Genomic DNA, 15,647 nt, shown 5'->3' on the forward strand with positions numbered 1-15,647 from the left:
AGGGATTATGCCGCCTCGTCGTCGAGGTAGCGTTCCACGAGACGCGCCCACATTGCGGCCCCGGTCGTCAGGCTGCCATCGGCGAAGTCGTATTTCGGATTGTGCAGCATGGCTGAATTCTCGCCGTTCCCCATCCGCAGGAAACTCCCCGGCTTGCGCTCCAGGAAATAGGAGAAATCCTCGCTTCCGGGAATGAGATCGGAGGTCGCTACCTTGTCGGCACCGACCAGCTCCTCTGCCACCAGACGCGCAAATTGCGTTTCGGCATCGGAATTGACGACAACCGGATAACCACGTTCATAGTCCACCTCGACAGTTGCCCCGTGCCCCTCTGCAACTGACCGCGCAAGCTTCTTGATACGCTCTTCGAGGAGATCCCTGATTTTAGGATCAAACGAACGGATGCTGAGCCCCAGTTTTGCGTATTCGGGGATGACATTGACCACTTCGCCGGCATGGATGGTTCCCACCGTAACGACAGCGGTCTGTGTCGGATCGATACTACGCGAGACCACTGTCTGCAGTGACACGACGAGATTGCAGGCGACTACGATCGGATCGACAGCCAGATGGGGGCGCGACGCATGACCACCCTTGCCCCGGATTGTGATGTGCGCCGTGTCGGACGAGGCCATCATCGGACCAGATCGCAGACGGAATGTGCCTTCCGCAAACCCCGGATGATTGTGCAGGCCAAAAATCGCGTCGAACGGAAAACGCTCGAACAGGCCGTCAGCAATCATCTTTTGCGCACCACTTGGTTTCCCCGCCTCCTCGGCTGGCTGAAAAACCAGTGTGACCGTACCGTTAAAGCGCCGGGTTTTTGCGAGATACTGGGCTGCACCGAGGAGGACCGTGGTGTGACCATCGTGCCCGCAGGCATGCATTACGCCTGGTCTCGTGCTCGCATAGGCAAGGCCCGTGTCTTCCAGAATTGGCAGCGCATCCATGTCCGCCCGGATGGCTATGCCCTTGCCGCCAATTCCTGCACTGAGACGGGCAACAACACCGTGCCCACCGATATTGCGCGTCACCTCATAACCCCAACCTTCCAGCTTGTCCGCCACATACCGCGCCGTCTCCGCCTCCTCGAAAGAAAGCTCCGGGTTGGCATGAAGGTGCTGGCGGGTCTCCTTCAGCTCCGCTTCCATGTCGTCGAAATCAGAAAGACGCGCATAGGCATTGTCAAAAGTCGGCATTGGATTCCAGCTCTGGTTAGCGATTCCGGTTCTGCCTCGTACCTTTGCCGCTGAACTTCGCTGGATCAAACAAAAAGCATCATGCCTTGCCTCGAAAATTCACCTGCGAGCATTCGGCACCACAAATACATGATAATAATACTCATGTTTATTGCCATCCTGCAGGTTTTCACCTATGGACCGCTCAACAGTACAGTCTTTTCCGTTCGGAACCCGCCTCATGTGGAGCAAACCCACGTCCCGCACCCTCATCGATGACGCTCTGCAGCTTCACTATGAAGATCTTTGCCGGGCGATGGTCCGGCGTGGGCATACGGCGGGTATCTCGCAGGAGATCGTGCACGATCTGTATCTGCGTCTGACCGGAAAACCGAGATTGCCTGAAAACCGTTCGCTGATACGCGCATTTCTGGTTCGGGCCTGCGCCAATCTTGGCATTGACCGCCTTCGCCGCGAGCAGTTCGAAAGGAAGCTCTTTTCCGGGAGCGCCGAAGAGGCACTCACTGTTCCCCAACCCGTAATCGATGCCGAAAGTCTTGCGGACAGGGAGCACCGGCTGAACATTTTGCGTCAGGCAATCATGAAGATGTCACTGCAGAGAAGACAGGTCTTCCTGGCGAGCTGTATCGGCGACCTCAATTCGGAAGAGATTTCAAAGCGAAGCGGCATTACAAAAAACATGGTGGATCGCCACCTGCGCAAAGCCTACCTCCATTGCCTGGAGTGCCTTGAGGACACGTTATGACAGGCACATCTGTGAAAACAGCGACCGCACTTCGCGAGCAGGCTATCGACCTCTTTCTTCGGCAACGCGACCGGCCGGATGACATGGTCCTTGCCGCAGATGTTGAGGCATGGCTTGCAGCCGACGAACAGCACGCGGCGGCTTTTGAGCGTGTTCGATGTCTTATGGGCGATGCCGGTCTTTTGGTGACGGACGACCATGCATTTGTTGTTAGAGCAACGCGTAAGAGCAGCCTCACCAATGGCAAGATTGCTACAACCGTTGCATTCGCCGTTACGCTCGCTGCGGGTCTCTATCTTGCCGACATCCCGATGCGGTTGCGTGCAGACTACATGTCGGACACGGCGGAACGGCAGATCGTCACGACGCCAGATGGGTCGACTATTACACTCAATGCCAACTCCGCCATTGCCTTGCGCTTCACCGCAACCGAGCGCCAGGTTCTGCTGTTGCGCGGAGAAATCTTTGCCCAAGTTGCTCCCGATGCTATGCGACCATTCTCGGTCGTGGCGTCAGGTGGCACGACCACTGCGCTCGGCACCGCATTCGACGTCAACATGCAAGACGGCACGACAAACGTCGCTGTTCTTGAGCACAGTGTTTCTGTTGATCTGCCAGGACAGCATGATGCCAGCCGACTACAGGAAAACCAGCAGGTGAGCTACAAATCGGATGGAACGATCGGCGCGGTCGAGGCGGTTGACCCGACATCGATCGGTGCCTGGCGACACGGTCGCTTTGTTTTCGAGGACAAGTCGCTGGAGGAGGTTGTCGGAGCGTTCCAGCGTTATATTCCAGGTCGCATTATCGTAACGCAGGACAAGCTTCGTGAAAAACGACTGTCGGGTAGTTTTGACTTGTCGGATCCGCGCGCAGCTCTCATCGATCTGGCCACGGCGCTCGACGTTCGGGTGATGACTGCTGGTCCCTACCTCACAGTGCTCTATTAATTTTTTCCTTGGGGTGTCCTTTATGAACCGGCTCATTCGTTCGGGAAGCAGAAACCTGTCTGCTTCACCCGAAAGGTGCCCCTGATGAAAAGAAACAAGCCCGTTGCAAGCCGCAAAAGCGGAGCAACCCTTCTTCCGCTTCTGTTTGCCAGCGTCACGATCCTGGCCGTTCCACATAGCGCCGATGCGCAGCAAATGCAGACGGTTGCCATCGACCTGCCAGCTGGCACGATGACAGGCGCACTCAACCGTCTTGCCAGCCAGTCGGGGCTACAACTCGTCTATGATGCATCGATCGCAAACGGCCTTCGAAGTGCTCGTGTCAACGGAACGATGACACCGACCGAGGCGCTCGACAGACTGCTGTCAGGCACCGGTATTCACTACCGCGTCATCGGTGGCAAAACGATCAAGATGGAGAAAACAGCGCCTTCCGCTGCTACATCCGCCGAAACCGGCGAGACGGCTCTCGCGCCAATCACGATCAAAAGCGGTCGCGTCTTCAATGGTGATGCTCCAAGTGTCAGCGAAATCAGTTCAGAAAAAATTGAAGCAGCCCAGGCCAACTCCCTGCCACAGCTTCTGTCACGCACGCCCGGCGTGACCGCCGGAGGCGGTGTCAGGGCGCAGGGGCAGACCTTATCCATTCGTGGGTTCGCGCGCCAATCCGACACACGCATCCTGCTCGACGGTGCGCCCAAGAACTTTGAACGGTATGACCAGGGGACTGTCTTTATCGATCCGGAACTCTTGAAGCGCGTAGAGATCCAGAAAGGCGCAACGTCCGTCCGTTACGGCAACGGCGGCTTCGGCGGCACCGTGATCATGGAAAGCAAGACAGCCTCGGACATGCTGAACAAAGGTCAGACGTTCGGCATGTGGGGCAAGACAAGTTATCAAACCGCAAACCGCCAGTTTCTTGAATCCGGTGCCATTTATGGAAAATCGGATTTCGGCGGACCTGTGACCTACGACGCACTGGCATCCGCGATCTGGCGCAAGAGCGATAATGTTCGCGTGGGTGGCGGCCAGGTTTATGACGCCTCGAACGACAAGCTGACGTCCTTCTCCGCTAATGCAGGGGCCGCCTACGATGGTCATGAACTGCGTGGTTCGGTGATTTACGGAAAATCTGCTGACTACGGCCCACTTGCGGCCAATCGCGGCGATCTTGGCGTGACGGCTTTCAGCATTTCACGCTACGGCGCTGAGCAAGCAAGATTGCGTGCGTTGGCTTGGCGCGACATGAAAGACTTCTCCTCCACCTTGAAATATGCCTACGACGGAGACAGCGACCTTGTAAATTTCAAGGCGATGGCGAGCTTCTCGGCGACCAGCCTCGATATGACACGCCCGACAATTGCCGGCTTTGTACCTACAGCCTCACTTGGTGGCATGAACGACGAGACGAAATATACAGACTTCAAACTTGAAGCAGAAAACACATCCAATTTCGAACTCGGTGGTGTCTCGCACGTCGCCAATTACGGCGTCCAGTACATGCGCCATGACCGCGATTCGCTGATGTATGACATCGGCAACCGAACGAGTGCCCAGTACAACTATGGACATTATGCGTCCTGGATCAAACCTGAGGGCACGCAGGAGACGATCTCAGCTTTTTTCCGGGATGAGATCGGCTTCACCGACACCTTCAAGGTAACACCGGGGATACGCTTCGACCACGTTCGTTCCGAGGGTGTTCCGAACGCAGCCCCCCGTTACAACAATCCTCTTGCTGGTCATGATTACTCCGCCGTTTCCCACAGCGGGGCGACGCCAGCACTCAGCGCCCGTTGGGAGTTAACACCCAATACGACATTCTATGCTGACTGGGCATACGCGATGCGCGCGCCGGTCATTGATGAACTCTACTCAAGCCAGAGCGTTGCAAGCACGGCATCTGCGACATCGCGCAATCTGGAGGTCGAACGAAACAACAACTTCAATCTGGGCGTCTCCCAGCAGTTCGACGATGTATTCACCAGTGGCGATACCATACGTGCATCGATTGGTGGGTTTTACAATCACGTCACGAACCCAATCACGCGCCGTTTCGGTAGTGCTAACCTCGCACGTGTAAGCAATGTCCCATTCTATTGGAACACGCCATCTTACAAGATTTACGGACTCGAGTTCTCGACCAGCTACGATTCGGAATATGTGTTCGGAAATCTTGGTCTTTCATGGATGAATGGATCGCGCCATGGTGCGATCAACGATGTCTATGGTCCCGATACCTACGCAAATGATCTTTCGCCGTTTACGGCAACGGCGCAACTTGGCTACAAAATTCCGGATTGGGATCTGTCACTAAGCTGGAATGGTCTGTTTGTGGCCCATCAAGAACGCACTCCCGTCAATCAGGGTACTGGGTACTTCTACGCCCGCCCGGAAAGCCTCGGATATGCAGTTCACGGCATTTCGCTCGACTGGACACCAAAGGAGGGTAAATTTGCCGGCACCGAAGTCCATGCCTCGATCGATAACCTCTTTGACAAGTATTACATGCCTTATCTGAGCGATGGCATCGCTGCGATGCCAGGGCGCAATTTCAAGCTGTCGATCAGCCGTAAATTCTAGGTCGTGCAAAAAACCGACTGCCGAACATGAACTGCGGAATCCACTTCCGCAGTTCCAGTCAAATCGCCAAAACTTCCCCGTCAGCGCGCGCTGGAGATCGATTTCCGGAGCGTCCAGGCATCTTCCCGACGAGTTGCTCGTACGATCAGCGGATGTCCCTTGGGAACAGATCCGTGACATCGGCAACATTCTGCGCAACGCATAAAATCGGAGATGAAAAATTTGGACTGTTGCTACCGAGCATATCACATTCCTCAACGACACCGTTCACACGATTCAAGCATCAATTTTGACCGAAGGCTGTCTAGCCGTGCACAACCTGCTTTTTTTGCGAATTCGAAACGCATGGGAAAGATCATCTGAGAATTAGACGCACAGAAGCCAAACCCCACAACTTGTTCGCTGAAAAATCATTTTCGAGGCAAATCAATTTTTTCTACTCGTGCATCGTTCGGCCTCAAACTTCTTGGCTGGTTCCAGCCCAAAGCCGTCATTGCTTGCCACGAAAGATATGGGTCGTGTTGTCGCGCTCAATTGGGGTAAATCCAATCGCTGGCCAGAATGCTTCCGCCTCTGGGCCTGCGGTATAAAGTACGATCGGGCAATCGAAAACTTTCGCATGTTCAAGAACAAACAACGCGATCTGTCTGCCAACCCCTAGCCTTCGATAGGCTGGCCGAACGTAGAACCGCCTCATACGCAGCCAACCGCTATCCATGAAATCCTGTGTCGTGCCGCCAATACCGGCGACCTCACCATCGATTGTGGCAAGAGCTAGAATCTCCCCTGGGCGCTCAAAGCGATTGGCTCCGCTGCGCCATTCGTCTTGAAGCACAGAAATCATCTCAAAGCCTTCTGCTTCCGCCTCTTGCAGCAATTGATCAAGCTGGTCGGGCAATTCTACAATTTGACTAACTACAACAGCATCACGGTCGCCCATCATCCGAATTCCACCTCTAATCGAGCTGTCTCAACCAAACCTGAATTCGGAGACTAGTTCAATGTCCGCTGATGCGCAGAACAGCCATGACGGCTCCCTTCCGTTGCAACCCGGTCGACGCCGCATGCCCGGCTCCATCAGTTCTTCATGGTCAGCAACTCAGGGAATTTATAGTAACGCAATCGCTTGTCCCGGCAGCGATAGTCATTCTTTGAGGCGTCCACGCTCAAATTCTGATACACGGCTACTCCGATATACGACCAATTGGGGTTGGAACGTTCCGCCGTACGCGTGCAATAAGCGTAAATCTGCCTTTCGGGATCGAGCAGCACTACGCTCGAAATCTCGGCTTTTGTGAAATAACCGGGTTTGATAGTTCCGCGCATCGCGTCCAAATAGTCACGTTTAATCGGTCTGGACGGTGGACGTTGCGAATCCAAAACAGATTGTGGGGCTGGAGTTTGGCAACCAGCCAATACCATTGCTGCAGCGCAGAGAAGAAAAGTCGTCTTCATCAAAATGAAATCCCAAAGAGAAAGGCGCAATAAAATAGCAGACTAACAAAAGCGTTCACGCTCAACGCGGAAGTTAGCCTAGAATCCAAGTATTTCCTTTCTTATTACCGCAAGCTCGACACCGCAACCCGATTGCAATCGATCCGATGTAAGTCCCTGCTCCCCATTCCTGTTGAAGCTCCCAACGAAGCAACCAGCTTTCTCGCTCACACTTTGCGCAATGCGCGCCAAGTGTCTGCCATTCTCGAATGTCTATTGAAGAAAAGCTGGTTGCTGCTGAGACAAATGCAGAGGCCAAAACCGTGAAGGGCGAAGCTGCTGTTGAGGAGGTCGCTGCGGCGACAGCCTGCCGCCGCGATATCGGCAAGGTTGAGTTTGATGACGCCCGATTTGCCGGCGACGAGCTTCGAGGGTGAGACGGAAGTCAGCTTATAGGTTGCCAAATCGTGCAAAAACCCCGCCCAATCAGTCATTCTGTCTCATCGGCCGTACGTCCACTTTCAGAGAATTTGGAATAAGACTGGACGACAAAATCGAGGGCACGGTCCAGCCAATAGGGCTGTTGGAACAGATAGGAAGTCCACATTCGGCCCTGCCGACTGAATATGAACTGCGGAAGGCACCTCCCGCAATTCAACTCAAGGCACGATGTCATCGCAGGCGCAAACTTTCCGCGTAAGCCATCATCAACGGCCCCACGCCTTTTGCATCGTCAGAGACAACCGGCTCAGTCAGATAATATTCCGGAGTACCGCTCCGGTAGTTGCCTTCGAAACCGCCTAGGCCAGCTACGTGCACGATGCCGGACAGCCTTGTGATGCCGTCCTCATCCTGCACCAGCTTCGTGTTGAGGAGTGCGTCGAGTGCACGTCGGCCAGCAACGATTACCGATTTCGCCTCGTCCCCATCGACAAGATCGAGACGGGCCGCTCTTAACAAGGCGTATGAGAACATCGCAGATGCAGAGGTCTCTTCATAGTTTCCGACCAAATCAGGCGCGTCGAGCACCTGCATCCAGAGACCATTACTCGTCTGCCGCGCCACGATATCCGCAAGAAGGTGACGTGTACGCTTGCGCAGGGACGCCGTTCCCGTATCGTCAGGCAAAATGGCAAGTACGTCGACAAGCGCCATCGACAGCCAGCCAACGGCACGTGCCCACAAAGCCGGAGAATGCCCGGTGATGGGGTCAGCCCAGCGCTGATCGCGGCTCTCGTCGTAGCCATGCACATAAAGCCCAGCGGGATTAGCGGTCAGGACGAGCGCTGTCGAGAACTGCTGCAAGGCATCAACGATGAGTTCGGGCCGGCCGGTCGCCTGGGCATATTCGATCTGGAATGGAAGCCCCATATAAAGCCCATCCAGCCAGACCTGATGCGGATAGCGCTTTTTGTGCCAGTAATTTCCCGAGCGGATACGCGGATGATTTGCCAGCTGTCCCGCCAGGTGCTCGGCAGCTGCGAGATAGCGTGGATCCTTTGTTTCTTCCGCCAATGCGAAGAGCACCCGACCGGCGAGAATATGGTCAATGTTGAACTCCTCCGGCGAATATCCCGTAAGCGTTCCGTCTTCGGCTATCTGCGCGTCTGCGAGGCGATGCAGGTGGCTCCTCCAGCGTGCCTCGCCCGTCGCATCGGCGAGAAACTGGAGACCGCGATAAACGCATCCGTCCTCGTAACACCAGCTCCCACCTTTGTAATGCTGGTAGCGATTGGCAAACTTGTCAAAATAATCAGTTGGTTTCATATCTTTGCTCAATCATTTTCTGATGTAACGGTGGCCGAACTTAGCAATGCGGGATCATCGCACCTGACCTCCGCCTGTTCGAAGACGATTGCCTCATGCTGCATTGGACGGATCCGGTCCGCCATGATGGGGGGCGTTGGTACAGCGGATGGGTCACGAGACAGAATGGTGAGGCCGCGAATATCGACGTTGCGAATGGGGGCTTCCGGAAGCCCGAGAAACGCACCCGCAGCGTGAGCGAGCTTTAGGATTTTGACATCCTCGATGACAATTCCGTCAATGACCGGCGTTCCCTTGCTGACTGCAGCCGGTTCTCTGGACTGTACCCAATCATCATGCCCGTCAGCATCGCAATGGTAATGCGCATTGGCCGACAGGGCAGTTTGCACACCGTTCAAGAGTACACGCCGCATGGCAATATTGGTAACAGAACCACCTCGCCCACGCCGTGTCTTGAGACGCAGGCCCCGATCAGTCCCGATCATTTCACAGTCCTCAATTGTCACGTCGTGGACACCGCCCGACATTTCCGAGCCAATCACGAGCCCGCCATGGCCACGCTCCATCAGGCAGTGCTTGACGTGCACACCGCGCGTCTCGGCCAGATGATCATCTTCGCCATTTGGCCCTCGCTTGCCTGCCTTAACGGCAATGCAATCGTCACCGACCGAGAAGCGAACGCCGGCAATCGTGACGTTACGGCAGCTCTCGGGGTTGAAACCATCCGTGTTGGGGCTGTCGTGAGGTGCCATAATGGACAGACCGGCCGCGGTAAGATCGTTGCACCCTTGGGGATGGATCGTCCACGAGGCTGCGTTGCGAATGGAAAATCCGAAAAGCTTTACGTTACGGCAGGAAACAAGGTGCAGTCCGCGTGGGCGGCGCGCGCCGTTGCGCGTTTCCTTTGGCCATTGCCACCAGTCTCCCTTATCGCCGGAGCCGTCGAGAACACCATGGCCTTCAATCGTAAGGTTCTCTGCGGCGATGGCATGAACGGGTGCGGCAAAACAGGCATCAGGAAGCCCTTCCCAGCTTCCAAGCATCCTGCCGTGTTCGTCGCGTGCCGCCAGAATTGGCCACCCGTCACGGAGAGACGGTGCGCGAAGCACGGCATCCTTTTCGAGCCGCAAGGTCATGTTGTTTTTCAGCCGGATGGGAAAGGCCGTCCAGTTTCCTGGGCCAAGGCAGAGTGTGCCTTGAGCGGGGACATTGGAGAGCGCCTCCTGAAAAGCTACTGTGTTTTTTCGAGCACCCTCAAGGTCATCGAGCGCGATATCGGATAGAATTCCAAAGTCTGTCGCATTGACAAGACCGGCGCAGGCCGATGTCGAAAAATCGAACGGCTCTAGCCCTTCCGCTTCGAACAGATATTGCGTCGACGGTTCAAGGTCATGCAGCAGTGTGATGACCGTGTCCGCCTCACCCAGCCGCTCCTCACTTTCTCGACCCGGCACGCTAAGCCGCCACGCCATTTTTGAAGGCAGGGTGTAGAGTGCACCAGGTACCGGTAGACATAGAGCTGCCGTTCGCGCGGAATGCGCGATTAAAGTAGGTCGAAGCATGATTTGGTCTCGTGTTTTCCCTTATGGGCTTCCACAGTCCCGCCACGGCTTCCCGTGGCGGGAGTGTTCTGCCTGTGTCAGTCGAACTTCGCCAGAACGTCGTTGACCGTATCGATGATCTGTTCAGCTGCCTCGTCAGCCGGAATCTGGCCGTATGCGTACTCCTCGAGCGTATCGATGAATGCGGACCGGATTTCCGGATGCTCGTTGAACGGTGAGACGGTTGGACCAGACGCTGCCATAACGATCGCATTTGCTGCGCGCACTTCCGGCTCGCCCTTGTCTCCGAGACGTGCAGCCGCAGCCTTGGAGGCTGGAAGGCCACGCGACGTCCCGAGTGCATCAATGCCCTCTGGTTCATTCAGCAGGCAGTTGAGGATCTGGGCCGCTGCTTCCTGGTTCTTCGAGTTTTTCGAAATCGAGAAGACCATGGATGGCTTGCGGTAGACGCCTTCCGTGACACCGTCTGTGAGTTTCAGCATTTTAACCGGCTTCAGCACCTGACCGTCCTTCAACGGGTCGGCATATTTCGAATAGGTCGAATCCCATTCATAGGATCCGGCGATCTTGCCCTCCGACCATGAGGGTTTTTCAAAGAGGTTGACGTTGCCGTCAGCGGCCTCTTCCTTTTGTGACCGGATCGCGCCGGTTTCGACCAGCTTGCCAAGGAAGGAAATGCCTTCTGCCAGCTCCTCAGGTGTCCAGGCAACACGGTTGGTCTTTGCGTCCACCAGATCCTTACCGGTCTTCTGGACGACTGCCAGCGTCACCAGAAGTTGCGCCGTTTCCTTCACGGCATTGAAGGTATAGTGGTCCTTGCCCAGCTTCTCTTTGATGGTCTTCGTTGCTTCAAAAAACTCGTCCCAGGTGGATGGTACGGCAACACCCGCTTTTTCAAAGGTTGTCGCGTTGAAGAAGAACACGCGACCCGTTGTCGAAACGGATACGCCCTGCAGGACGCCGTTCATCGATCCTGCGTCAAGATCGGAAGCATCCCACTGCGATAGATCCAGCGGTTTCAGCTGACGCAGATCGGCAAATCCTTCGCCATTCTTCGAAAAAAGCGGTAGCCATGGCCAGTTGACCTGCACAATGTCCGCCTCGGTCTTGCCTGCCATCTGTGTAGTCAGCTTTTCAAGGTAACCATCAAAACCCGTAAACTCACCTTTGACGGTATGACCGTATTTTTCGCCGCAAGCGGCTATCGCCTTCTGCGTCGCGACGTGGCGACTTTCGCCACCCCACCAGGACATGCGCAGCTCAGCTGCAGAGACGGGGCTGGACGCAGCCATTGCCGCATAGGCTACACCCGCAAGCATTGCCATCGTTTTTGCTATTTTCATTGTGTTTCTCCTCCACGAAATATCAGGCACGCAAGTCTCTTCCTCACAGCGAGACATTGCGGCCGTCGGCCTTGTCAAAAATATGCAGTTTCTCCGGGTCGGGTCGAAGGTGGACGACGCCGTCCGAGCCAAGCGCCTCGAATTCCGCTGCCCCGACGACGCTCACGAGCTTCTGGCCCTGTAGATCGGCATGCAGATAGACCTCATGGCCCATGAACTCTGCATTGGTCAGCTTAGCGCTGAGGACGGGACCATCGCCTTTTGCAGCAAGCGAAAAATGCTGCGGACGGATTCCGATGACGGCATTCGCCGGTCGACGCGACAATCGCTTTTCGAGGTGGTCCCCAATAGGCAGGCGTTGACCGGCAATAACGAATTCTCCGCCTTCGATCCCAATGTCGATGAGGTTCATTTCGGGGCTACCGATGAAACCTGCGACGAAGAGATTGGCCGGATGATTGTAGAGCTCTTTCGGCGTTGCGACCTGCATGATGCGCCCCGTCTGCATAACGCAGATACGGTCACCCATCGTCATGGCTTCGGTCTGATCGTGCGTCACATAGATGACCGTCGATGAAAGCCCTTCCGCCTTCAATTGACGATGCAGGTCGGTGATCCGCACCCGCATGGAGGCGCGGAGTTTCGCATCGAGGTTGGAAAGAGGTTCGTCGAAAAGGAAGACGCCGGGCTTCTTGATAAGCGCACGACCGAGAGCGACGCGCTGTGCCTGACCACCGGAGAGTTGCTTTGGTAACCGGTCAAGCAGCGGTTCAATCTCTAGAATGCGGGCAACATTGTCGATTGCCTTTTCTATGTCCGGCTTGGCAACGCCTGCGATCCTCAGGCCGAAAGCGAGATTTCCGCGCACCTTCATGTGCGGATAAAGTGCGTAATTCTGGAAGACCATGGCAATGGATCGCTTGCCTGGTGGCAGGTCGTTGACCCGCTGGTCACCGATGACGATATCCCCGCCGCTGATCTCTTCGAGGCCCGCGACCATGCGCAGTGTGGTAGACTTCGCACAACCGGATGGACCGACGAACACCATGAATTCGCCGTCCTCGATATTGAGATTTATGCCATGCACGGCCTTGAAGCTGTTGCCGTAGGTCTTTTCTAGGTTTTTGAGTTGAACGCGTGCCATTTTAACCTTTGACCCCGCCAGACGAGATCCCTTCAATGAAATACCGTTGGGCTGCGAAGAAGACGATCAGCGCAGGTGCGATCGTCAGGACCGACATCGCCAGGATGCGGTTCCACTCGAACGCCTCGGTGGTATCGATGGAGAGTTTGAGCGCGAGGCTCACCGGATATTTGTCGACCGAAGACAGGTAGATCAGCGGCCCCAGGAAGTCGTTCATCGTCCACATAAATTGGAACAGGCATACTGAAATCAGCGCCGGCGCCAGCATTGGCACGACAATGTAGACGAGGGTCTGCAGACTGTTTGCTCCGTCCACGCGAGCCGCCTCTTCCATGTCGGACGGGAGAGAACGGAGAAATTGCACCAGCATGAAGACAAAGAACGCGTCACCGGCCATTGCCGAGGGAACCCAAAGCGGAAGGAAACTGTCCAGCCAGCCGAGATCACGGAAGAGGATGTATTGCGGGATACGGGTGACGACATTCGGCAGAAGCAGAATGGCGATGACCGAACCGAACAGGATCTTCTTCAATGGAAAATCGAAACGGGCGAAAGCATATGCTGCCATCGTGCACGAAATCGCCGTTCCGATAACCTTCGGCAAGATGATCAGGAACGAGTTCCAGAAGAACCTGCCGAACGTATAGGGCGTCGAGGTTTCCCAGCCACGGATATAACCGTCGAGGGTCGGATTTTCAGGGATGAAGCCGGCTCCGGAGAAGATCTCCGAATTGGTCTTGAAGCTTGCTCCCACCAGCCAGATGAGCGGGTAGAGCATCAAAAGTCCGACCGCAAACAACAGCACATAGCGAATACTGGTGGAAATCAGGTTCAGCTTGGCGCGGCGGGCGGCCTGGACTTCGTTGAGGGTTAAAACATCCGTCATGAGATCAGTTCCGCTTGTCGCCGGCGTAATAGACCCACTTCTTCGAAGACCAGAAGGCAACGAGGGTCAGCACGGTGATGATGGTAAAGAGGACCCATGCGATGGCAGAGGCATAGCCCATGTTGAACTTCTTGAACGCCTCGTCATAGATGTAGAGGGGTAGAAGATAAGTGGACTTCAAGGGTCCGCCCTGGGTGATGATGTAGGGCCCGTTGAACTCCTGGAACGCCTGAACCATCTGCATGATGAGGTTGAAGAAGATCACCGGCGTCAGAAGAGGCAAGGTTATGAAGATGAATGTCCTGATCTTCCCGGCACCGTCGATCGCCGCCGCCTCATAGAGCGACTTGTCGATGGATTGCAGCGCCGCCAAAAAGATCACCATTGCCGAGCCGAACTGCCAGCAACGTAGAAGTGTGATGGTAAAGAGCGCGTTTGTCGGGTCACCGAACCAGTCGACCGGACCCAGTCCGACATAACCGAGCGCCATGTTGACGAGGCCTTCTGAGGCAAACATGTAGCGCCACAACACGGCAATCGCGATCGAGCCGCCGAGGATCGACGGGACGTAGAAGGCAGTGCGAAAGAAATTGATGAACTGCAATCTGTAATTGAGGATCGCAGCAATGAAGAGCGCAAAGGCAAGCTTGAGCGGCACGGTCAGAAAGACGTAGAACAATGTCACGTTCAACGACTTCATGAAGGTGCGGTCACGGGTAAACAGGCGCTCGTAATTGGCAAGCCCCGCCCAGGTCGGGTCGCTCATCAGATCGTAACGCGTGAAGCTGAGATAGAGAGAGCCGAGAAACGGAATTGCGGTAAAGACCAGCAGTCCGATGATATAAGGCGCGAGATACCCCAGCCCCAGAAGGCGTTGAGATTTCATAACGCTCCCCCCCGCGCCTCGAACAGGCACGTATTCCTGAATACAATTTCGTACAAGTGATTCTCCCGAAGAGGCCAGCGAAGCGCATGCCAATGCGCGGTTCGCCGCACTCCATCTCCTCCCGGATCGATGCAGCGCTGATAGGCGGTTTATGTTGTATAAAAACCAAAATTCGCTAGGAAGGTGAATTAACAAAGAGGAGGAAAAAGATGGACGAAATCGAAGGTGGAATTCTATCCACCATTCCGCCTGCCGCTCTCACGCTCAACCTGACGCGTGCCACGATCAAGATGGAACATTCACGTACCTGGCAAATCGACAAATCCAATCAGGTCGATGACCTCATCATCTGCCTTGAAGGACAGGGACATTATCTGGTGGACGGAGACCCGCGTGTGCTCGAGCCAGGTGACGCAATGTTGATTTCCAGAGGACAACGTTTTGTCGGCTGGAATGAAAAGACAACGACCTATCGGGGTATCGCCCAGCATTTCACGCTGGACATTTATGGCCGGCACAACCTGATCGCGCAGATGGATCTGAAGCCAAAGCTTCACCTCAGTCGCTGGCCACTGCTCGAACCACTTGCCCGCCATTATCGCCAAAGCGCACCGCCGTCCTCCGTCACCCTTCTCCAGCACCATCTGTTCATGGTGCTGTTGATCGCATTCATAGATGATGCGTTTCTCGGCTGGATCGACCGCCCGAGCTTTCAGCCGGAAGGGGCGGAAGCACTTGATCTCGCCGTCATGAAAGCTGTCACGATGATCTCGGCCAACCCTCTCGATCCGGACATCGCTTTAACTGCGACCGAGGCTGCACCCTACAACAGGGATTATTTCCTGCGGGAATTCCAGAAGCGAGTCGGGAGGACCCCGAGAAAATATCAGGAGTTCAAACGTATGGAACGTGCCATGCATTTCCTCGAAGCGGGGCTTTCAGTTGCTTCGGCGGGAGTGGAGGTCGGCTACACCGATCCCTATTATTTTTCACGTATGTTCAAGAGAACACTTGGGCTCAGCCCACGCGACCACATGAACAAGATCAGACGAAGCAGGCACGGTAACCTTTTGCAACTCGACGAGCGCGAACAGCAGGAAGCGCTGGCCCAACAAACCGAAAAAGCCCCGCTGGTTTAGCGAGGCTTC

The 15,647-nt window shown here is 55.4% G+C and carries 14 protein-coding genes; 5 read left to right on the top strand and 9 right to left on the bottom strand.

What is annotated here, in order from left to right; genetic code table 11:
- Positions 1-5 precede the first annotated feature (5 nt).
- Positions 6-1,199 carry a M20 aminoacylase family protein gene (locus tag ACIQT8_RS22125; protein WP_400969818.1) on the bottom strand — a complete coding sequence of 398 codons (1,194 nt, stop codon included), beginning with the start codon at positions 1,197-1,199 and terminating at the stop codon, positions 6-8.
- 220 nt (positions 1,200-1,419) lie between these two features.
- Between ACIQT8_RS22125 and ACIQT8_RS22130 the strand changes: the two genes are divergently transcribed.
- The 3 genes from ACIQT8_RS22130 to ACIQT8_RS22140 all read left to right on the top strand — a co-directional run bounded on the left by ACIQT8_RS22130 (position 1,420) and on the right by ACIQT8_RS22140 (position 5,477).
- Entirely contained in the window at positions 1,420-1,944 is a 525-nt protein-coding gene (locus ACIQT8_RS22130; RefSeq protein WP_400969821.1) for an RNA polymerase sigma factor, read from the top strand.
- Positions 1,941-2,894, top strand: a complete 954-nt coding sequence (locus ACIQT8_RS22135; RefSeq protein ID WP_400969823.1) for a FecR family protein — start codon at positions 1,941-1,943, stop codon at positions 2,892-2,894. The genes ACIQT8_RS22130 and ACIQT8_RS22135 overlap by 4 nt, the downstream gene beginning before the upstream one ends.
- A gap of 84 nt (positions 2,895-2,978) precedes the next feature.
- Positions 2,979-5,477, top strand: coding sequence for a TonB-dependent receptor domain-containing protein (locus ACIQT8_RS22140; protein WP_400969826.1), 2,499 nt, complete (start codon positions 2,979-2,981; stop codon positions 5,475-5,477).
- Between the two features lie 490 nt (positions 5,478-5,967).
- Here the strand turns inward: ACIQT8_RS22140 and ACIQT8_RS22145 are convergent, their stop codons facing one another.
- Entirely contained in the window at positions 5,968-6,420 is a 453-nt protein-coding gene (locus tag ACIQT8_RS22145; protein ID WP_400969829.1) for a GNAT family N-acetyltransferase, read from the bottom strand.
- Between the two features lie 134 nt (positions 6,421-6,554).
- Positions 6,555-6,932, bottom strand: coding sequence for a hypothetical protein (locus ACIQT8_RS22150; protein WP_400969832.1), 378 nt, complete (start codon positions 6,930-6,932; stop codon positions 6,555-6,557).
- Between the two features lie 248 nt (positions 6,933-7,180).
- Here ACIQT8_RS22150 and ACIQT8_RS22155 point away from each other — a divergent pair, with 248 nt between their 5' ends.
- A complete protein-coding gene (locus ACIQT8_RS22155) occupies positions 7,181-7,348 on the top strand; it encodes a hypothetical protein (protein ID WP_400969835.1) in 168 nt (55 codons plus the stop codon).
- A 235-nt stretch (positions 7,349-7,583) separates the two neighbouring features.
- On the opposite strand, the gene ACIQT8_RS22160 is transcribed toward ACIQT8_RS22155, so the two are convergent.
- The 6 genes from ACIQT8_RS22160 to ACIQT8_RS22185 all read right to left on the bottom strand — a co-directional run bounded on the left by ACIQT8_RS22160 (position 7,584) and on the right by ACIQT8_RS22185 (position 14,499).
- Entirely contained in the window at positions 7,584-8,678 is a 1,095-nt protein-coding gene (locus ACIQT8_RS22160) for a glycoside hydrolase family 105 protein (protein ID WP_400969838.1), read from the bottom strand.
- An 8-nt stretch (positions 8,679-8,686) separates the two neighbouring features.
- Positions 8,687-10,240: a glycoside hydrolase family 28 protein gene (locus ACIQT8_RS22165; protein WP_400969840.1), complete on the bottom strand. Its 1,554-nt coding sequence runs from the start codon at positions 10,238-10,240 to the stop codon at positions 8,687-8,689.
- A 77-nt stretch (positions 10,241-10,317) separates the two neighbouring features.
- Positions 10,318-11,583: an ABC transporter substrate-binding protein gene (locus ACIQT8_RS22170; RefSeq protein ID WP_400969843.1), complete on the bottom strand. Its 1,266-nt coding sequence runs from the start codon at positions 11,581-11,583 to the stop codon at positions 10,318-10,320.
- 43 nt (positions 11,584-11,626) lie between these two features.
- Positions 11,627-12,727 carry an ABC transporter ATP-binding protein gene (locus ACIQT8_RS22175; protein ID WP_400969846.1) on the bottom strand — a complete coding sequence of 367 codons (1,101 nt, stop codon included), beginning with the start codon at positions 12,725-12,727 and terminating at the stop codon, positions 11,627-11,629.
- A gap of 1 nt (position 12,728) precedes the next feature.
- The gene (locus ACIQT8_RS22180) at positions 12,729-13,613 is read right to left on the bottom strand and encodes a carbohydrate ABC transporter permease (RefSeq protein WP_262526427.1); all 885 of its coding nucleotides are present in this window, start codon (positions 13,611-13,613) and stop codon (positions 12,729-12,731) included.
- Positions 13,614-13,617: 4 nt separating this feature from the next.
- Positions 13,618-14,499, bottom strand: a complete 882-nt coding sequence (locus tag ACIQT8_RS22185; RefSeq protein ID WP_400969850.1) for a carbohydrate ABC transporter permease — start codon at positions 14,497-14,499, stop codon at positions 13,618-13,620.
- A 209-nt stretch (positions 14,500-14,708) separates the two neighbouring features.
- On the opposite strand from ACIQT8_RS22185, the gene ACIQT8_RS22190 reads away from it, so the two are divergent.
- Entirely contained in the window at positions 14,709-15,638 is a 930-nt protein-coding gene (locus ACIQT8_RS22190; protein WP_400969853.1) for a helix-turn-helix domain-containing protein, read from the top strand.
- Positions 15,639-15,647: the final 9 nt, after the last annotated feature.

The organism is Agrobacterium sp. NPDC090273 (genome assembly GCF_044772305.1).
Lineage (GTDB): Bacteria > Pseudomonadota > Alphaproteobacteria > Rhizobiales > Rhizobiaceae > Agrobacterium.